Raw genomic sequence first — 20838 nt, 5'->3', positions numbered from 1 at the left:
TATCTGCCTAGTCTTATCATCCTAAAAAAGGGGGGCGTGTGTTCGCCCCTGTTTTGATTAAACGTCGGTTGAGAGTTCGTAACATTCTGTCATGTTTTGTTCTAATACCGCATAAACGTCAGAGCAAAGCTCCTCTTTGGCTATTTGCTCACCCATAATGTCGGCGATCTGTGTTTGAGTCATTCGTCCTCGATAAGGGCGATCTTGAGACAGGGCTTGGAAGACATCCGCGACAGCAATAATACGCGATGGTACATCGAGCTCGTCGCCTGTTTTGTGATAGGGATAGCCCGAGCCGTCTAAACGCTCATGATGATTGGAAGCCCACTCCGCTATTTTCGCGTTAGGGAAGACCTTATACAATGCGAGCTGAGTATCAATGGTATGGCGTTTAATGCGCGTGTACTCTTGTTTGTTCAGAGAGCCTTCTTTGTGAAGGATTTCATCTGGTGTTTTTAACTTTCCAATATCATGCACCAGCCCTGCAATATATAACATCTCTTGGTCGTGCTCGTTTAGCCCAAGCTTAATCGCGAGATACCGAGACAATTCCGCCACTTTTTGTGAATGTTGATAAGTGAATGGGCTCTTTGCATCAACAATTTGAGCGATAAACATTCCCAAACTGTTCATATCTTGGATGGTTAATTGTTTTTGAAGCCAATCAATGCTTTTAAAATTTAGGCCTATGGTTTCAATATTTTCCGACTCCATCGCGAACCAAAACGCGTCGGTCATGACGAGTTTAACCATTGCTTCGGCCATACTTGGATTAAACAAGGTTCCAACGTTTGCCATGATGCACTCAGCAATCAATTCTTCATGAAGCGTGACAATGTCACAGTGGCAGTTCATGACGTATTTTGAGCGCATAAAATCAAGGCGGTCCGATAAGTAGAGCAGGGCGGCCACCTCTTTTTCAAAAGGCGGTAAATCGAGCTCTTTTAGTTCGCTCCAATGTGTATGATGGTAGAGAACTGGTGTCGCAAATTGGCGCAACAAACGACATTGCTTGAGGCTTCGGTACCCTCTTAAGCAGTGTGTTTTCACGTCTTGTGGCACCAGCTCTCCAAGTAACATTTTATGTTCTTGTGTTTCGGAGACTCCACAGTCGTGGATCATACCTGCGAAGTAACAAAACTCCGCTTTTTCTGGCTCCCAACCCATGACGCGAGCACATTGGTAAGCGATATAAGCGACACGATGGCTGTGGTGAGTATCGTCAACACCGACATAATCGAGTGCTCGAGCAACCCAGATAAGTGCTTGTTTTAGATCGACTTCAAAGCCCGTGTCCGTATGGGGATGGCAAGAATGATTCATGGTTTATACCGACATTGCTAATTAGCCCACGCGAAACCCAAATCAGAAGGTGATAGGAAAATTGGGTACGACAGCGAATAGACCCCAAAAAGGTGGGCGTTTAGACGTAGTTTTAATTATGGGGCGGATAATAATCCTAGTTGCATAACAATATCACCTGAAGCTCATGATTAAGAGTCAGTTATTTGAACTAAGTATTAGTTTTGAAAGATTATTGTTGCTTTTATTGACTTATTTGAAAACGACAATAAATCATGATGTAACGTATTCTTATTTGTATTTTTATAAGTGATGTTCGGATTAGATTACTGATATACCGTACCGTTATGTGATTAAGCAGAATCCATATTTTTGAGTTTGTATGAATGATAAGGCACCTTCAATAACCACTTTATGATCGGCAAAGCCGAAGAGGGGTGAGTTATTAAGGTAACGCTAATGGAAAATCATAAAAAATAATTTTCTCTACAGCTCATGTGGTGTGGGGAGATCAAGATAACGGTATTGCTCCCTCAGCAGCATTTATGTGTTGATGGAATGACTTAATTAAAAAATGTGTGATTGCAAAGTAAGCATAGGTGATAAAAGTAGCTAGAATGATAGCTCTAAATGAAAAGGATTTCGTATGTTGAAGCATCGCTTATATCGGACTTACACCGCAGGGCTAAAAATAGCAGCTCTTATCCTTCCTATGCCGAGACCAACCTTGTTTTCCGGCCCTGGTTCGATGAATGAGCTATTAGAATCGATGACCGAACTGGGATTTAAACGCGTCTTATTAGTTACCGACGAAGGGTTAGTCCAAGTCGGTATTGTCGATAAGGTGCTCAAGGCGGCAGCACAACTTGATTTACAGTTAGATGTTTTCTCGAAAGTGCAGCCCGATCCTACCTATGATCAGGTAGAAAGCGGTCTAGAGGCTTACCATCGTTTTCATTGTGAGGGCATATTAGCTTTGGGTGGTGGCTCGGCAATGGACTGCGCAAAGGTCATTGCTGCGAAAGTTACCAATAAACGACCAATAAAAAAGTTAGCTGGACTATTGAAAGTATGGCGAATGCCAGCGCCTCTGTTTGCTATTCCAACGACCGCAGGAACAGGAAGTGAGGTCACCATCGCCGCGGTCGTATCAGATCCCTCCTCACACATTAAAACCCCTTTGATGGATCCAAAGTTGGTGCCACTAATGGCAGCTTTAGATGCGAACTTAATGATTGGTTTACCTCCTAAGATCACGGCTGATACTGGCGTTGATGCATTAACTCACGCTATTGAGGCGTATGTGTCGAGAAATGCTACTCAAGAAACTAGGGCTTACTCTGTTGCCGCCATTAAGTTAATTTTTAAGTATCTTCCTCGGGTCGTAGCACAAGGGGATGATGTTGAAGCTCGACATAAAATGGCCATGGCATCCTACTACGCAGGTTTAGCATTTACGAAAGCGAGTTTGGGTTATGTTCATGCGTTTGCTCACACATTCGGTGCGAAATATGGAATACCTCATGGCATGGCAAACGGATTAGCCTTGTTACCTGTGCTGCGCTTTTCATTATCAGAGATAGAGCCTCAACTAAGAAAACTCGATGCGTTGACGGCCGAAGGGCAGTCAGGTGAGGCGAGTGCTCAACACTTTTTGACGCATGTGGAGTCTTTGTTTGCAAGCATTGATATTAAGCAGAAAAGTGCACTCATTAAGCGCGAAGATGCTGATGCGCTTGTAGATTTAATTCTGAAAGAGGCGCACTGGAATTACCCTGTCCCTAAGTTCATGAGCAGGGAAGAATGTACTCAGCTATTGTTGGATATTAGTGAGGTGTGAATTTATATTTACACCTGTGGTTTTTTATCCTTACACTTTGCTTGATCTTCTGCTGAAGATCCTACAATATCGACAGCATTGCAAATATGGTATTGGTTTCGGTACGCCGTTGCCCGATTTAATACCGATAATTCCTAATAAAGTGTAAAGATAAATATACAATGAGTCGTTCTAAAGTATTCGGTAGTACGCTAATTATTGCGGGCACTACAATAGGTGCTGGCATGCTAGCCCTTCCACTTGCCTCTGCCGGCATTGGTTTTTCAACTTCAATCATCATCATGCTCAGTTTATGGGCTCTGATGGCTTTCACTGCCTTACTCATGCTAGAGCTTCATCAGCATGCAGAAAGTAGTGCAACTCTTCATACTTTAGCGAAACAGATCCTGGGCCAAAAAGGCAAGTGGGTGGCAAGTTTTGCTATGTTGTTTCTGTTCTACTCATTGTGTGCAGCGTACATCGCTGGCGGTGGTGCTCAGTTCGGAGACCGCCTTGCACAATGGTTTGACCTTGATATTTCAGGGCCTACATCAACGATAATCTTTACCTTGATTGTGACTTTAGTTGTGACAGTTGGTACAGGTACGGTCGATAAAGTTAACCGCGTGTTGTTCGCGATGAAACTTGTTGCGATGGTTGCTGTGCTTTCTTTTCTTGCTCCAAACGTTACGGAATCTTACTTATTGAGTATGCCGATTGAGCAAGGTCTTATTGTAGCGGCGATTCCTGTTATCTTTACTTCGTTTGGTTTCCACGGAAGCATTCCGGCAATTGTGAATTACTTAGATGGCGATACTTCTTCTTTGCGCAAAGCCGTTATTATTGGCTCGACGATCCCGCTCGTGATTTACATCTTTTGGCAGATCGTGACATTGGGTGTGGTTAGCCAAAGTACGCTTATTGAAAACGGTGGGTTGAGCGCGCTTATTGGTCAACTATCGCAGACGGTGCACCAATCAAACTTAGGCAACATTGTCGGTGTATTTGCTGATTTGGCACTGTTAACGTCATTTCTTGGTGTGAGTTTGGGTCTATTCGAATTTTTGGGTGATACCATCAAAGGGAGCAACGATAAGCCTAATCGCTTGGTTGCGGCACTCGTGACGTTTACCCCACCGCTGGGCTTCGCACTTTTTTACCCTCAAGGCTTTATTATGGCTTTGGGCTATGCAGCGATTGCCTTAGCGATTTTAGCCATCTTTTTACCTCTGGTTATGGTGATCAAGGTTCGTAAATCGGATGATTTTACAGGAGAGTACCGAGTAGCTGGTGGCCAAGGCGCATTAGTGATAACGGGTATCGCTGGCACAGGTATCGTATTAGCTCAGCTGTTAATTACGCTGGGTGTGCTTCCTGCTCTGGGCTAGTTGTTTAGAACGTTCTCTGAATAACCTCTAGTTACTGAATCCATCGTAATCAATCAGTATTGTTAAGCCAACGAGTTTCGCTCGTTGGCTTTTTTAATCTGGATCAAATTACCGTAAGATATTCGGTGAAAGAATTGGTAGAAATGTGCTTTTATTTCGTACACTTAAGTTGTGGTATATCGATAATTTAAGTGGAGAAAACCGCTCAAAATACCATTGAATTTACAACACAATGAGCTTCTCTTGTTTCTCTGCTTGGGTGTGGAGGTGAAGTATGGCGCACCGGAGTTTTTACCCGTTTGCAAAACCGCTTAATGAGCAACTGCAAACGCTAAAGGGCAGGATGCAGGCGCACTTGCCGTGTATTGATAGGGTGTCATTTGCTAAATATCACCCAGACCAAGATGTGCTCAAATCATTTGCAGAAAGTGAGTTCGACACTTGGTGTTTAGCCCACCATGAGTCAGCATTCCGTAAACTCCACCACCTCAATATTGCCTCCAAAAACGCGATTCCTCGCATCGTCGAAGACCTTCACGATATTAATCATTGTCCTCGGGTTCAAACCTTACTCAAACAGGGATACCAGTCGTCGGTTGCGATTCCTTGTTACGACAATAAAGCATTTACAGGCTTTGTGTTTTTAAATTCCACTCAGCCCAATGCGTTTAGCTTAGAAGCGTTGAATAGTCTCAAACCTTATTTCGAAATGATTCAATTTGCGGTTGAATCAGAAGACCACGTCGTTAGCGCGATAGAAACGTTGGCGAACCGAATGCAATGTATGATGCCAGGCTACTCCCCTGAGTTTTACGCGCATACCAAACGAATGAAGTACTACAGCCAAGTCATCGCAACGCAGTTAGCGGATCGTTATCACCTGAATGATGAAATGGTCGAAGATATTGGTATTTTTGCTCAATTCCATGCGCTCAGTGATATTCAGTTGCCAGTTGAAATTGCTAGTCGCCGAACAAATTATACTCAAGAGCAAGAGGCGATATTGATTCAACATATTGAGCGTTGCATCGACTCTGCCGATGACATAGTGGCTCGTATCGGAAATCCGGTTCACCCGAGTGTGACTTTGTTTTTGCAGATGGTTACTTATCAATACGAAAACTTAAATGGTACTGGTTATCCGTATGGTTTAACCAGTGACGATATACCAATCGCCGCGCAAATTACGGCTGTCGCGAATGCCTTTGATTTTATGACGACGCACCATCCGTACAGACAAGCGTGGTCCATCCCATACGCATTGTTAGAACTTGAAAAATGGGTATATCAGGGATGGTTATCTCGAGAATGTGTTAATGCTCTGCGAGAGCATCAAGGTTATATAAAGCAAATCATCCACAAATATCCGGAGCACTATACAGGCTTGGGGTTAATGTGAAGAGCAGTAACGAAGTTGAAATGTTGACGAGGAGGAATATTTAAACAATACTGTTTTTATATACAGTGATAAGTTTGGAGGTGAAGTATGTTGTGGGAAACCCTTGAAAGAGTAAACCGCTTACGCCAACAAGCACTTGCAAATTCTGAGTTTGTTGAGTCAGCAAAAGAGCACGAACAAGCACTTCAGGAGCAAGAATATCATTATCAAACGAAGAAAAAGCGTTCAGCCAAAGACAAACAAGGTAAAAAGTCGCTGGCCGATATCTATAAAGAAGTAGAGTTTGGCGCTGACGCTCGTCATTAATTTATTCACTGCGGCATTTCTCATTTCTTCATGCGCCGCAGTATTCATTCAAATTTATGCGAGGGCAGTGGTAGACCGCTGCTCTCGTTGACCTGCCGACAATCCACTAATGAAGTCATCCGCAACAAATAATCATTAACGCTTAGTAATTCTCTCAATGATCTTGCTGATGTAATGATAATGACAACGGTTTGCATTTGTATCTTTGTTGTTATATAAAACCTCCCTTATTAATCGTTCTGTTGAATAAGAACGGCAAACGTGATGAACGAATGAAAGCGGTTGATTAGCTTTCATTTGTGAATGGCTATTAGGTGAAGTAGGGATGTTGGAAGCTAAAGCACTCCAGTTTGAGATTGAAGGCAAGTCATTGCTAAAAGCGTTTGATGTGACATTTGAACCTGGGAAAACATACGCTCTTGTTGGGCACAATGGTTCAGGAAAATCCACATTGTTAAAGTTGCTGGCACAGCAACAGCCATACACCGCTGGTGACGTGGTTCTGCATGGAACGAGCATTAACGATCTCTCAGCGAAAAAATTCGCCCAACACATTGCCTACTTGCCTCAGCATCTTCCGGTGACCGACAGTATTTTAGGTCGAGATTTAGTCGGTTTTGGTCGTTACCCATGGCATGGTTTACTTGGTCGTTTGAGCAAGAAAGATCATGACATTGTTGAAGAATCAATGGCGATGACAGGAACACTAAAATACGCAGATCGCTTAGTTGATACGCTATCTGGAGGGGAGCGCCAACGAGTGTGGCTAGCCATGCTATTAGCGCAAAAAACCGAGTATTTGCTTCTTGATGAGCCTTTGTCTGCGTTAGATATTAGCCATCAAGTCGATATGTTGAAGCTCATCTCTAAACTCAGTAAAGAGTTGGGTTTGGGCGTTATTATCGTATTGCACGACATCAACTTAGCGGCGCGCTTTTGCGATCATATCGTTGCATTACATCAAGGTGATTTGATTGCACAAGGCAATGTTGAACAGGTGTTTACTGAACCTAAGCTAAGGGACATATACGGGATAGAGATGAAGATCTCTGACCACCCTGCGGGTTATCCGGTGGCGATGCCAAGCTAGAGGTTGAATAATGAGCAGTACAAACACTCGACTTAAGCATTTCTCTTTCGCTCTCTCACTTAGTGCGTTTTTGGTCAGTTCCTTTCAAGCAGTAGCAGAGGCGTCACCTCGGGTGATGTCGGTTGATTGGACACAAACTGAAACGATGTTGGCGTTAGGGGTTGTGCCCGTAGGCGTCGCTCAAGGGCAAGATTACGATGCTTGGGTAAAATCGCCACCGTTACCACCTCAAACTAAGGATGTAGGGTTAAGAACTCAACCCAATATAGAGCGTATTTACGAGCTCAGACCTGACCGTATTTTTATTGCCCCGTACTTCTCCTCAATGAAGCATCGCTTAGTCGATATTGCCCCCGTTACCACGATTGACTTATATGAAAGCGGGATTACAGATTGGTCGGTACTTACTCGTTTCACTCGGAGGTTTGGTGAAGAGCTAGGAAGAGAAGCGGAAGCTGAGGCACTTATACAAAAATATGAAGAACGTTTCTCTTTATTAAAACAGCGCATAAACAAAGGCCAGCCGCCGCTTTTAATGATTCAGTTTATGGATACGAAGCACGTTCGTGTTTTTGGTCAGAATAGTCTTTACTCTCAGGCTATCGAAAAGATTGGGCTGAGTAATGCGTGGAACGAAGAGACAAATAGCTGGGGCTTCAGCTTAGTCGGCATCGATAAGTTAGCAGGTATAAGAGCCCAAATTGTTATCGTTGAGCCATTGCCTCACGGTGGCGAAAAGCAGCTCTCTCAAGATCCGTTTTGGCAATACGTTGTTCAACAGTCTGGTGAGAAGGTCATGCAAGTCGCACCTGTTTGGAGTTTTGGTTCTATGCCTTCAGCGCTTCGGTTCGCGGAGTTAGTTACGGCGAGTAAGGTCGAGGAGTTAGAACAATGAAAGCCATGCCTTTAAGCCTTGTGGTGTTACTTTCGGCATTTACCTTTTCTATTGGTGCTTTCCAATTGTATCAAGCAAGTTCATTCTCACTGGCTCTTAGCAGTTTATGGAAACCTAACTTTCAATCTATCGATTCCGTCTTACTTCACTTTAGCTGGTGGCCTCGAGTCTTCACCACGATTATTTCTGGCGCCGGATTAGCGGTTGCTGGGGTATTGATGCAGCAAGTTCTGCGTAACCCTCTCGCTTCACCCACGACACTTGGTGTGGCGAGCGGTTCAAGTTTTGCTTTGATGTTAGCTACGCTATTTGCCCCTTGGATGTTGGATATAGCACCTAATTTGGTTGCTCTCATCGGCGGTGTGACATCGATGGGGTTGGTGATGCTGTTGTCATGGCGACGAGCGTTATCTCCAACGGTTGTCGTCGTTTCTGGGTTAGTGATAAACCTGTACTTTGCATCATTAAGTACGGTTATTTTGATGATGAATACCGAAAAGCTGAATGGATTAATGATATGGGGAGCGGGCTCGCTTGTTCAGAGCGGATGGGGTGATTTCTCGTATCTTGCACCTCGAATCGCACTTGCTACGGTTATCGCATTTGTGTTTGCAAAGCCGTTAAGTCTGTTAGAACTCTCCGAGCAAGGTGCCAAGAGTTTAGGTGTCTCGCTAGCCAAACTGCGCTTTGTCTGTCTTGGGCTTGCGGTGTTAATCACTTCTTGGGTCGTTTCTGCAGTAGGAATCATCGGTTTCATCGGATTAGCAGCGCCAGCGATTGCTCGATTGATAGGTATCAATAAAATCCAGCATAAGCTTTGGGTATCGATGCTGATTGGTGCCATGTTATTGACTTTAACCGATTTGGTTATTCAGCAACTGCCAGGGCTAATGGCGAGTTTTATACCAACGGGAGCAGCAACCGCTGCACTGGGCGCTCCGCTACTGTTATGGCTGCTACCTCGCTTATCACAAAAGACGCAGGGTCATACTCAAACGGTGTTAACTCGACATCGTCAACATGTTTACAAGCTAAACCCTAAAGCGATCTCATTGGCGTTGATCGGCACATTAATTTCCGTTGTTCTTTTTACCACGGTTGCTGTGCAAAATGAAGGGTGGACAAACTTGTTTGCTAGCCAAAATTGGATTTTTTTGGAATGGCGCGCACCTAGATTATTTGCAGCAGCAATTGCGGGGGCAATGTTAGCGATTGCTGGCACCATGATTCAACGCCTAAGTGGAAACCCAATGGCCAGTCCAGAAGTGATCGGCATCAGTTCAGGGACAGCGATGGGATTGATCATCGCGATGTTTACTGGGTTAGGTTCGTCAATTTTCACTCTTTCTTTAGGCGGGCTTGTAGGTGCATTAGCGACGGTATTGGTCATTGTGCTGCTAAACCGTAAATCAGGTTTTCAGCCGGAGCGCATTTTGTTGACTGGTATTGCTATTACCGCACTGATGAATGCAATACAGAGCTTTATTCTAGCCACTGGTGACCCAAGAAGTTATCAAGCATTGGCTTGGTTGTCTGGGTCTACCTACTATGTTTCGGTTGAAACGTTACTCCCATTGTCTTTATCTGCGCTTGTTTTTATAGGGTTGAGCTTTCTCTGCGTAAGATGGCTAGATATTCTTCCTGTTGGCGCCGCTTCCTCTAAAGCACTTGGGATTCGCGTTGATCGTTCGCGCGCGATACTGCTGCTTTTAGTTGCTTGTCTCACGGTCAGTGCGACATTGGTTGTTGGTCCTATTAGCTTTGTTGGGTTACTGGCTCCGCATTTAGCTCGCTTATTTGGCTTTAACAAAGCGTCACAACACATGTTATGCGCCGCGATATTGGGTTCCGGCGTGATGTTGTTGGCCGATTGGTTGGGACGACAAGTTCTTTACCCACAAGAAATACCAACAGGGCTTATGGCGTCTCTCATTGGCGGTTTGTATTTAATGTGGGGTTTACGCCGTTTATAGATACGAGCTAAGCATCAACGAAGAAAGTACTTATACAACAAACAAGCACTCGCAGTGGCATTGGTAACCTATGCCACTGCGAGTGTCTTATGCAAAACCTCTGGTTTGTCTTTTATGGAAACAACTGGCGATGCCGTAACTCGCTTTTCTTTCAGCGATCGCTGAAGTCATGAAGGGTTGGTTTGGCTGCCGACAAAAAAGGAGAATAATATGACTCGGCAGTTTATGCTGACACCAACGTCAATGGCGGTTGTATTAGCGTTATCAACGCCAAATGTCTTGGCTCAGGAAGATGAAAATATAGTTGTGATTGGACAGCAGCAAGACAGTGCAGTTGGTCCTGATTTTAGTTATCTTGGAGCGAAGAGTCGGGCAGCGACGAAAACTGATATTGCCATCAATGAGACCCCAAGAGCGGTATCTGTTGTTACGCGAGAACAAATGGATGATCGTGCCTCTATTAGCATTTCTGACGCGCTACAGTACACACCAAGTATTCAAACTAATTATTTCGGCGAAGATAACAAGCAAGATTGGTTTATTATTCGTGGTTTTAAACAGGCGAACAGCGGGCTGTATCAAGATGGTACCCGTTTATATTCTTCTGGTTTCTATAGTTGGCAAATAGATCCGTTTGCGTTAGAAAGGGTTGAAGTGTTACGTGGTGCAGCGTCTGTTCTTTATGGGCAAAACCCTCCTGGTGGGGTTATCAATGTCGTCAGTAAGCGACCTCAATTTGATGGAGGCTCAGGGCTTGTATCTTTGGAGTACGGTTCTGAAGACCGTAAACAACTTTCTCTTGACGTAAACTCTGAGGTGAGTGAGCAGTTAGCTTTCCGCTTTCAAGGGTTAGCGAGAAAAAATGGGACGAGAATTAGTGGGGTAGAAGCAGAGCGCATTCTTCTCTCGCCATCAATGACGTACAAATTTAATGAGATGTCTGAAATTACCTTTCTAACGAGCTATCAAAAAGACGACTCAGATCCTTATCTGCAATTTTTGCCAGTTGAAGGAACGTTAACGCCAAACAAAAATGGAAAGATCAGTGATAGTTTAGCGATAGGTAATCCTAACTGGGAGACCTTTGAGCGTGAGCAGGTGTCTTTAGGCTATGAGTTTTCTCATGCGTTTAATGATACCACTTCATTTGTTCAAGCAGCTCGTTACAGCGAAATGGATGTTAAGCTAAGACAAATGTATTCGTACGTTTACTCGGCTGATGTGCCTGCGTTGGGGCCGGCTTTGGACCCATCAAATGAACGCAAAACCATACTTCGGGGCGCTTCAACAGAAGATGGGTCATCTGATGCTTTTAATATCGATAATCGTTTGATGCACAGAGTAAATTGGGGAAGCGTTGAGCATAACTTGATGTTGGGTTTAGATTTTCAAATGATCAGTATCGATGGTAAGGACTTTGCTAATGATCCTATCGTTGCTGATGGTAATGCACTCTTAAACACACCAATGGGAGCTTTGCCTGACCCTAGGTTTAATGTATTTAATCCCACTTATTCGGATAATATAATGTTACTCGATCCGAATACGCTACAGCCATTGAGCGAAACCGATAAGCAAAGAACGAAAATCGAGAACCGACAGCTCGGTGTCTATTTTCAAGATCATATGCTGATTAACGATAAATGGGCAATGTTATTGGGTGCGCGTTACGACGATACAAGTAACGAAGTACATAATGTTACCACGGGTGCTCGCACGAAAGTCGACAACGAAGAGTGGACGTTTAGCGTGGGAACGGCTTATATTTCTGATTCTGGCTTCACGCCATACTTTAGTTACTCTCAGTACTTTGATCCAATTATTCAAGAAGACAGCAATGGTAAGCCAGCGAAGCCTGAAAGCGGTGATCAATTTGAAATCGGTATGAAATACCAACCGGATTCATTTGATGGCTATTTCAATATTGCAACGTATCGGGCAACAAAAGAAAACTTGGCTCGTATCTACTTGAGTGAATTAACGCAAATAGGAAAAATAGAAAATAACGGCGTTGAGTTTGAAGTTGTAGCTAATGTGACACCATCCTTAACATTAATCGGAAACATAGCCTATGTTGATGCAGAGATAAAAGAAGACGTCAATAATACATGGGTTGGCAAAACACCTTCTCAAGTCGCGAATACCGTATCATCAGCTTGGGCACATTATCGTTTCTTTGATGGACCTCTTGATGGCGTTGCTGTTGGCTTAGGTGCGCGCTATACAGGTGAGTCATACGGAGATAATGAAGAGAGACTAAAAGTACCAAGTTACTTTTTAATGGATGCGACGGTCAGCTATCGCATTGGAGATTACAAGCTACAAGTCGCAGCCAAAAATATCACTGATAAAGAGTACATAGCGACATGTGATGGTTTTTGTTGGTATGGCGATCGACAAAATATTATTGCCAGTTTAACTTACGATTGGTGATTTAACGGATAAATAAACACCCCTAGTGTAGGGGTGTTTATTTAGAAATCGGCTTTGCGGACAAAATGTGGGTTTTTGTACTTTTTCTGCGGACCAAACGATGATACTACGAGCTTGTTCCATAACGTTTTGTCAAACTCACCCTTTGGAATCGAAGGGTAGAGGGTTTCCTCTTCTTCTCTTGCAAAGTTCATGTACTGTTTCTTCTTAATTTGATTGTACTTTTTGGCGATCTGGTTATGTTTCCTTACCCACTCCAGTTTGTAATTGTGGAGCACTTTTTCACCTTCTTCCGCACTCATTCGAGATAGGAATAATCGCTTGTACGAGACCTTTCTGTCCAACATTGTGCGCATGACGGTTTGGATATATTTACCGTGGTGCGTGACAGTAATATCTTTTTCGTCAATAGGAGTGACGCACCAGCCTTTAGGTAAAAAGTCTGGCTTCTTAAATTGCTTATTACGCTCCATTAGCGCCTGATGTAAAACTAGATCAGAGGTGCCGCGGAACGTTTTTTGCCATTTACCGATACGAATTTGAATCGAACCAGGCAAGCGATAGATGTTAGTAAACTTATCTTTGTCCATGGACTTGTGTCATGAGATTAATATGCATTATTAGAAAGTGAAAAACAGTCTAGTGCAAAGGGCACCAGACTGAAGTACCGTACGATTTTACAACGACCTTGCGTGATATAGCGAGGGGTTATGTCAATAATAGGTAAGAAATAGAAAATTAGTTCACATTATGAAGAAATTGGAAGCTAATCAGGCTAACTTTTGAAGTTGGGCCGATTATGCCCATGCCTACCAAATAAAAAGAAGGCATGGGTATAAAAATCACACCGCTTCTTCGAGTTGCTTGGTTTCTTCTTCAATCTGCTGTAAATGTCGGTTTGCTTGCTGTAACTGATACATTTGGGCATAACGACCATTTTGTTTTAACAGTGCTTTGTGTGTGCCTTTCTCTACTAATTCCCCATGATGAAGAACAATGATTTGGTCCGCATCCAAAATAGTTGAAAGTCGATGAGCGATAACGACTAGTGTCATGTCTTGTCTGAGTACCGCCAAACTCTTTTGTATTAAAGCTTCTGTTCCTGAGTCAATATTGGCCGTTGCTTCATCTAGTATCAATATTTTAGGTTTTACCACAAGCACACGCGCTAACGCTAAGAGCTGTTTTTGTCCAGCAGATAGATTGGTTTCACCTTGACCTAACTGCGTGTCTAGCCCATTGGGATAACGGTGAATTTGCTCTGCCAAACCTACCTTGTCTAACGCATCCCATATTTGAGTATCGTCAACCGCTCGACTAAGAGAGATGTTTTCTCTGACTGAAGCAGGGAGAATATGTGGATCTTGTTGAACCATTGCCACATCTTTGCGAAGTACGTCTTTCCCTAATGTTTTAAGTGGACGACCATCTATGAGCAGTTCACCATATTGCGTTGGATAAAAGCCCATTAACAGTGACGCTAATGTGCTTTTACCGCTTCCTGTATGCCCGACAAGCGCAATAAAGTTTTGGTGGTTGGCCCTCAACGAAATGTCTTTTAGGACGTCCTGTTTACCATCGTAGCTAAATGTGAGGTCTTTAAGTTCTATAGCACCTGACCTTAATGGTTGATGATCGTCCCCGTAAGTTTGTTCTTTCGCATCAATCAATTCAAAAACACGTTCGCTTGATACTAACGCTTGCTGAAGTAGAGCAAGTTGCTGAGTCATCTCAATTAGTGGTTCAGTAACTCGCGCAAGATAACTGATAAATGCATACAGTACCCCCACACCAATCAACTCAATACCATTAAAGCCAAAGATCGCAACCAAGCAAAGCAACGCAAGACCTGCGAGCAAATCCATTAATGGTCTTAGCAGATAGCCGTTTAGCCGAATCACTCGTTTAGATGCCACCAAGTGCTCTGCGGTTAGCTCGTTGAACTGTTTATTAAAACGCTCTTCTTGTTGCATTAATTGAATGACACTCATCCCTTGAATGGATTCACTCAGATTCGCATTTATATCAGTCAATAGGTCACGCATCTTTCGGTAGCTTTCTGTACTTAGCTGCTTAAATAAGTACATAAAGCCGATGACGATCGGTAGCAATACAAGCACAACAAGTGTGAGTTTCCAGCTCATGAAAAACATAACGCCAAGCATCACCACAATCATGACCACGTTTTTCACCACGGTCGCGATCAAGAGCTCATAAAATTGCTGTAGAGATTCCGTATCGTTGGTGATTCGCGATACCAATTTCCCCGCAGGAGTGTAATCAAACGCAGATAACGGCTGCTTAATCACACCAGAAAATACTTGCTTACGAATCGTTTTGATCGTGTTAGCCGCGACAATGCTAAATTGCAATGACTGAAAATACTGAAATGTTGCCGATACAATCTGAAGAGCGATATAACCTACTGCTAGCGAAATCAGAACATTCTGTGAATAGTCACCTTTAGCGATGTGCTCATCAATGAAATATTGAATCAACCAAGGGCCGCCAGCGCTGGCTAACGCTGCGATAAACAGCAAAGCAAGTCCTTTAATCATTGGCTTTGGTTGAGATAATGGGTAAGACATCAACCGTTTAAACGTACTGGTCTGGTTCATTCATTATTCCTCCATCGCCTGTTCTAGTTTTTGGTACTCGAACATTTCGGCGTACCATCCCTGATGCGCTAATAAAGCGCTATGTTGCCCACGTTCAGTAATGTGGCCGTGATTCAAGACAATGATCTCGTCTGCTGCTTCCAATGCGGTGAGGCGGTGTGCAATAACGATTAGGGCTTGATCACGGTAGTGTGTTTCCAAATTCTTAAGGATTTGATGTTCGGTCCGGCCATCAACAGCCGAAAGCGCATCATCCAATACCAAGACTTGTGCATTTAGTAACATAGCGCGTGCTATCGCAATACGTTGTTTTTGCCCGCCGGAGAGTGTAATGCCTTTTTCACCGACTTCTGTTTGGTAGCCTTCAGGAAACTTCTCAATATCGTCATGTATACAGGCTAACTTTGCTGCTCTGTAGACTTCTTCCTTTCCCGCGTTAGGGTTGCCTAAGGCAATATTGTCAAAGATAGATTTTGAAAATAGAAACGGGTTTTGATTAACCACGGCAAAGCGGTTGCGCCACTGAGGAAGTAGGGCATCTTTAATCTCAACATCCCCGAATGTAATTGAACCGTTTGTTAGGTCGTGCTGACGCAAAAGCAGCGTTAGCAGGGTTGATTTTCCGCTTCCGACAGGGCCAGCTACTCCCAACATTTTACCGGGCTTGAGCTCGATTTTTATTTCGGCTAGAGCTGGTGGTAAATCACTGGACCAGTGGAAAGCATCGATATCAATTTTTAATGGCAGTGGTTTATCTTCTAATGGTTTATTTCCACTGACAATCTCTGGTGTTTCATCAAAGATCTCTTGTAGGCGATTCCATGCTGCGGAGCCTCGCTCTAAAATATTAAATAAGAAAGCGAAGGCCAGCATAGGCCATATCATCAACCCTAAATACATCGTAAAGGCTGTTAGATCACCAAGCGTGATCTCTCCCTTATCGACAAGGTAAGCACCAGCAGCGACACTGAGAAGGAAAGAGAGGCCGATGGTGAATTGGATAGCTGGATCAAATCTCGCGTCGACTCTAGCGACGGCGATATTTTTCTGACCGGTATCATCGACTACATCTTCAAAGCGCTGTTGTTCTTGATTCTCTAACCCAAAAGCTCGCAACATTCGCACGCCGTTAAGTGACTCTTGCGTCATGTCTGACATGGTAGAAAAGGCTTCCTGAGCAATGCGGAAACGTTGATGCAGTATACGGACGATAAAAAAGATGATGATTGCAAGAAACGGCATTGGAAGAAGTGCCATAACGGTGAGCTTCCAGCTAACTTGCGTTACCATGATGATTAAAACTGCAATGCCCGTGATCAAGGAATCGGCTGCCGTTAAAACCCCTTCGCCGGCTGTCATTACGATGTTACGTACATCATTAGTACCACGCGCCATCAGATCACCGGTCTTATAACGTTCGAAAAATCGGGGTGGTTGTGTCGATAAGTGCCTATAGAGACGATTACGTAGAATGGTTCCGAGTTCCCAGCTTGCGCCGAAAAGCCAAATTCGCCATAAGATACGGCATCCATAAATGGCAAAGATCAGTACAGTGAGTCCCAAGAGCCACAGAATCAGCGTATTTGTATCTAACGTGTTATCTACGACCCCATCAACGATGATACCGACCGCTTTAGGAGGAACAAGTTGTAGAGTTGATATCACAGCGAAAAGCAAAATCGATCCGACATAATGCTTCCACTTTTGTTGGAAATACCAACGTAACTGCCAGAATATTCTCATCACGCCTCCCGCTTTAAATTATTGAATTTGTAATAGAACTATTATTGAGCGAAATGATGAGTTTACAAGCACAAATTATTGGCGGTCGGAAAAACGATAGATTGTTTCGATTACGGGCGCGTGCGGTCGCTAATTACTTGTTTTCTCGCTGCAAGCTAACTATGAAACAACATTATGTGAAATAGTTGTTAATAATGGGTTTTAGGGCCAGTATTCTGCTAAAAGCGATGAAAGCACCAAAAGTGCAACTGTTACTTTCACTCACTAGGGGGAACTAGCAGTCGTCAGTTTGTATTTTGTAGCTGACTTGGCCTCCTGGAGTTTCTGGGTAGTAAACTTCGACATAACACATATGGTCTGGACCAACAGGTTTGTTTGCAAAGCCGATAAGGAAATAGGGTTCGTCCGGGCTGTCTACCCCGTACCAAGTATTGATAGTGAGTTGAGGGTCGAAACCTGCCAGCTCTTTTGCGGGAATGACATTCTTAATGAATCCAAAGTAACCAATTAGGTCGTTATTGCCGTCATTATCTAGATCAATGTTATATTGTTTGTCGCCATCTACCGTCTCTTGAGATTGAATAACGGCTTTGGTGTACACAAAGTTGTTTGCAGTCATGAGCGCTTCCCTCGCGCCATATAGAACCGCCACTCGAGCATCTTTTTGCAGACCAAGAAATTTAGGAAGGGCAATAACACTAACGACACCAAGGATAATGATGCACACAATGAGTTCAATGAGGGTAAATCCTTGAGAGCGATGCACTGCCTTTTCTCCATGAGTCATGAATAGTTTGGCGGCTATTTTGATATAAAAATGCGCAGGTCAAGTATTAAAAAAGGATGGGAAGGAGTGACCAAGCTTGCAGATCTTAAATATAAAACAAGTTGCTTATTTGTTACATGCTGGTGGGAGGCGGCTATCGAATAAGGGGAGAGAGTTAAATTCGGGAGGATAAAATACCTCCCGAAATGATCAATTAAGACTCGTTTGCGACGGCTTGACCGCTGCGCTTAAATACAAATCGCCAAATGAATAAGACAACGGCAATATAGGTTAGACCAACACCTAACGCTTGCCAGTGCATGCCGTTATACATTGCGATTGGCATAAGCGAGATGATGAAAATGTCCGTAATTGAGCCTGGAACATAAGCGATAGCATAGTCGTCTAACACTTTACTGCGCATTTTGGGGTCGACAATGCGTAATAACGCGATACCCATAGCGACTGTACCTGTTAACCATCCCCAAGAGAAAATGCCTTTCTCAAACCAGTCATCTCCCATGATGCGAGGTGCAACCCAAAAGATAAGCCATAGCGTGAACGCGATACCACCAATTGCGAGCACTACCATTGGCATTAAATACTGCGCTAGAACCGTGATCTTAATCGCTGAGATACCAAAGATGATCAGGTAATCCGTACTAATACCCGCTGCGTGTTTGAATGCGCCGTCACATAGGTAATGAGATGCCTTGGTTTGCTTAGCGATAATTCGAACTAACATACCGCCTAGAAAGCCAGTAACGAAAGTCGGAATTTGTACCTTATCGTGGAAAGAAGATAAGTAGTTGGCTGCTACATAAGAGAAAGCGGTTACCACTACAACCAGCGCCGCGTGAATCGCGAAAGAATCGACTGACAATGATGACATCGTATCTTTCATCACAGGTTCTTGATCGTCAGGTTTCACTAAGCCTTTGCGCTCGTGTTCGTCCATGCTGTCGAATGTCGTAAAGCTACGAATCCAGCCCATTTTCAACGCAAACTGAAGCATTAACATGCCCACCGAGATTGAAATAAAGATCCCAACCGTGGCGAACGTTAAACCAAGTGTAAAACCATCTTCCCAGCCAAGGCCTGTGAAGATTTCACCGACTACAGATGCTGAACCATGACCGCCCATGAATCCCGCGGACATGGTTACGCCAAACCCAGGATTAATGTCAGGCCAAAAGAAGGTGGTAAGTACTAAACCAAACATTGCTGCAAACAGCCATTGCGACACGGATGCAATTTGGTTAAACGCCCACAATGAGCCTGCTCGTTGAGCAACCACTTTTGGTGACGGGACATCTGTTGCTAAACCCAACGCAGAAAAAAGTGCAGCAGTTAAGAGGCTTGCGTTTGCGGTAAAAGTATCTGTCCAAGGTAATACGTTAAGCAGAGCTGGGCCAAAAATAAGACCAAATAACCCAGCCAATACAGCTGATGGAATGTACATGCGTTGTAGTAAAGGCATATGTACACGAATTACTTTTGCTGCAATTAATAGTAAGCCAGCGATGGCTAAGTCAGTCAGCATTAGACCTTTTGGCATTTCTTGTCCTCCAGTAAATGCGTTCAAGGGGCTCATCCTTTTAACCAGCCTTGATGTAATAAATAACTTCCAGCACAAAACCACGAAAATAGTCACTCGTGTGACATCGCGTCATGGTTGTTCTAGTCAGCACTCTATTGCGCTGTCGAATTTGTATTAACGGATCTGTTGATCCTTAAATCTATAAAGTGAGTGCAATTGTTGTGAGTGCTCACGAAGTGTTGAGAAATTTGAATAAATTCCTCGATCAAGTTTCTGATAGTTCACTCAGGAAGGGCGTGTATCCTAGTCAGTTTGTCAGCGCAATGCAATTGAGCGTCATCAATATTTAGTGCCTAAAAACTGGGCACTTGTAATTAAATATTTGATAAATAGAAATATTGAACAAGAAAAATAATTTGTCGATATGATAACTTTTTGTGATTTGAAGGGGGATTTTGCCACTTTAAGGAGGGATTTTTTGGAGGAATCGAGAAAGTAGTAATATCAGTAAGAGCTAAAGTAGAGTGATTCGCGCAAATATCATGCGTTATAGGGGGCCGGAATTTCGCCCCCAGAGCTACAAAGTGCTTGTTTAAATTCGGTTGTCACCAGTACTAAACGCGATAATTTGACTGATTTCGGTCAAGCTTCTTCCACTTTCTTGCTGCCACTGAATAAAGGCTTTATTACCAGAGTCCAAGGACTTTTTCGTGTCTTTGCCGCCTTCAATGATCTTGCAGTTGCGTAAATAAGCTTCGACATCGTTAGACAGAATAAAAGTGTCCACGCCCATTTGGCGTAAAGTGTAAGGGCCTGTATTTCCACCCAAACGACTACCATGCTTCTTCAAGTAGCCCCATAGATCCGTGATCTTTTCCCGAGGCCATTCAGCAATCATGTTACTGAACGAGCCATATTCGATTCTTGCTTCGTGGATCATGCGAGCGTTGGCCGGAATCGACATGACTTTAGTGAGGTGGCGAATGATGCGTTTGTCGGTCGCTTTGGTTTCCCATTGCTCGTCTGACAGCATCAACAACGGCTCAATCTTAAATCCGAAGAACACTTCTTCGAAGTTCGGCCACTTGTTGTGAACCACGCTCCACGAAATCCCACTTTGGAACACCTTCATCGAAAAAGCGGCTAGCCAACGGTCATCGGGAATCGCTGCTAATTCCTCTTTACTTAATGGGTGAGACAATAGCGCTTCAAGCTGATCTTTTCCGCCTTTTCGCTTAGCAGCACGTTGATAAATCGCGTCAAATTTTTCGATACTCATAAAAGAAGTTAGTCCTAGTTTATGTCGATATTTGCGAAACATACTACGCTTAAGTGGCTGAATCGTAAATTGATGGAGTGTCACAAATGAAGAAGGTCACATTAACGTTTGTCGGGGAAGGTTCGGAGCGTATCGCGGATAAATTTTATACTTGGCTGGCTGATGGCGGATTAGAAGACAGCTTAATTGAAACTCTATCGGACAGAGAAGTGTCGGTGGTCGGTATTAGCGATATGGATAACGAAACGCGCGATGTAGTGATTACGACAGAAATGAATTAGCGCGTT

Annotated in this window: 16 protein-coding genes; 9 read left to right on the top strand and 7 right to left on the bottom strand. The window is 43.7% G+C overall.

Annotated elements, in window-relative coordinates; all coding sequences use genetic code 11:
• Positions 1–57: 57 nt before the first annotated feature.
• A complete protein-coding gene (locus NL643_RS04590; RefSeq protein ID WP_253643981.1) occupies positions 58–1323 on the bottom strand; it encodes an HD domain-containing phosphohydrolase in 1266 nt (421 codons plus the stop codon).
• Between the two features lie 625 nt (positions 1324–1948).
• Between NL643_RS04590 and NL643_RS04585 the strand changes: the two genes are divergently transcribed.
• From NL643_RS04585 to NL643_RS04550, 8 genes are all read left to right on the top strand, one after another.
• Positions 1949–3142, top strand: a complete 1194-nt coding sequence (locus NL643_RS04585; RefSeq protein WP_253643980.1) for an iron-containing alcohol dehydrogenase — start codon at positions 1949–1951, stop codon at positions 3140–3142.
• A gap of 161 nt (positions 3143–3303) precedes the next feature.
• Positions 3304–4509, top strand: coding sequence for an aromatic amino acid transport family protein (locus NL643_RS04580; RefSeq protein WP_065646762.1), 1206 nt, complete (start codon positions 3304–3306; stop codon positions 4507–4509).
• 274 nt (positions 4510–4783) lie between these two features.
• The gene (locus NL643_RS04575; RefSeq protein WP_253643979.1) at positions 4784–5908 is read left to right on the top strand and encodes an HD-GYP domain-containing protein; all 1125 of its coding nucleotides are present in this window, start codon (positions 4784–4786) and stop codon (positions 5906–5908) included.
• Positions 5909–5995: 87 nt separating this feature from the next.
• On the top strand, positions 5996–6214 hold the full coding sequence (locus NL643_RS04570; protein ID WP_253643978.1) for a hypothetical protein: 219 nt from the start codon (positions 5996–5998) through the stop codon (positions 6212–6214).
• 325 nt (positions 6215–6539) lie between these two features.
• Positions 6540–7304, top strand: coding sequence for an ABC transporter ATP-binding protein (locus NL643_RS04565; RefSeq protein ID WP_005394180.1), 765 nt, complete (start codon positions 6540–6542; stop codon positions 7302–7304).
• 10 nt (positions 7305–7314) lie between these two features.
• Positions 7315–8199: an ABC transporter substrate-binding protein gene (locus NL643_RS04560; RefSeq protein WP_253643977.1), complete on the top strand. Its 885-nt coding sequence runs from the start codon at positions 7315–7317 to the stop codon at positions 8197–8199.
• Positions 8196–10172 carry a Fe(3+)-hydroxamate ABC transporter permease FhuB gene (gene fhuB, locus NL643_RS04555; protein WP_253643976.1) on the top strand — a complete coding sequence of 659 codons (1977 nt, stop codon included), beginning with the start codon at positions 8196–8198 and terminating at the stop codon, positions 10170–10172. The genes NL643_RS04560 and fhuB overlap by 4 nt, the downstream gene beginning before the upstream one ends.
• Positions 10173–10382: 210 nt before the next feature.
• Positions 10383–12605 (top strand): TonB-dependent siderophore receptor, encoded by a 2223-nt coding sequence (locus tag NL643_RS04550; RefSeq protein WP_253643975.1) that lies wholly within the window; start codon positions 10383–10385, stop codon positions 12603–12605.
• A 41-nt stretch (positions 12606–12646) separates the two neighbouring features.
• On the opposite strand, the gene NL643_RS04545 is transcribed toward NL643_RS04550, so the two are convergent.
• The 6 genes from NL643_RS04545 to NL643_RS04520 all read right to left on the bottom strand — a co-directional run bounded on the left by NL643_RS04545 (position 12647) and on the right by NL643_RS04520 (position 20551).
• A complete protein-coding gene (locus tag NL643_RS04545) occupies positions 12647–13195 on the bottom strand; it encodes a hypothetical protein (RefSeq protein ID WP_005394187.1) in 549 nt (182 codons plus the stop codon).
• Positions 13196–13447: 252 nt separating this feature from the next.
• Positions 13448–15223, bottom strand: coding sequence for an ABC transporter transmembrane domain-containing protein (locus NL643_RS04540; protein WP_005394189.1), 1776 nt, complete (start codon positions 15221–15223; stop codon positions 13448–13450).
• A 3-nt stretch (positions 15224–15226) separates the two neighbouring features.
• On the bottom strand, positions 15227–16966 hold the full coding sequence (locus tag NL643_RS04535; protein ID WP_253643974.1) for an ABC transporter transmembrane domain-containing protein: 1740 nt from the start codon (positions 16964–16966) through the stop codon (positions 15227–15229).
• Between the two features lie 274 nt (positions 16967–17240).
• Positions 17241–17732, bottom strand: coding sequence for a type II secretion system protein (locus tag NL643_RS04530; protein WP_101911898.1), 492 nt, complete (start codon positions 17730–17732; stop codon positions 17241–17243).
• Between the two features lie 214 nt (positions 17733–17946).
• Positions 17947–19290: a sodium/glutamate symporter gene (locus NL643_RS04525; protein ID WP_041852964.1), complete on the bottom strand. Its 1344-nt coding sequence runs from the start codon at positions 19288–19290 to the stop codon at positions 17947–17949.
• A 574-nt stretch (positions 19291–19864) separates the two neighbouring features.
• Positions 19865–20551: a DNA-3-methyladenine glycosylase I gene (locus NL643_RS04520; RefSeq protein WP_253643973.1), complete on the bottom strand. Its 687-nt coding sequence runs from the start codon at positions 20549–20551 to the stop codon at positions 19865–19867.
• An 86-nt stretch (positions 20552–20637) separates the two neighbouring features.
• Here NL643_RS04520 and NL643_RS04515 point away from each other — a divergent pair, with 86 nt between their 5' ends.
• Positions 20638–20832 carry a hypothetical protein gene (locus tag NL643_RS04515; RefSeq protein ID WP_005394200.1) on the top strand — a complete coding sequence of 65 codons (195 nt, stop codon included), beginning with the start codon at positions 20638–20640 and terminating at the stop codon, positions 20830–20832.
• Positions 20833–20838 lie beyond the last annotated feature (6 nt).

Source organism: Vibrio sp. Y42_MX_L11 (assembly GCF_024181785.1).
Classification (GTDB): Bacteria; Pseudomonadota; Gammaproteobacteria; order Enterobacterales; family Vibrionaceae; genus Vibrio; species Vibrio diabolicus.
Note: the sequence above shows the minus strand (reverse complement) of the source record. Positions and strands in the feature narration are given on the sequence as shown.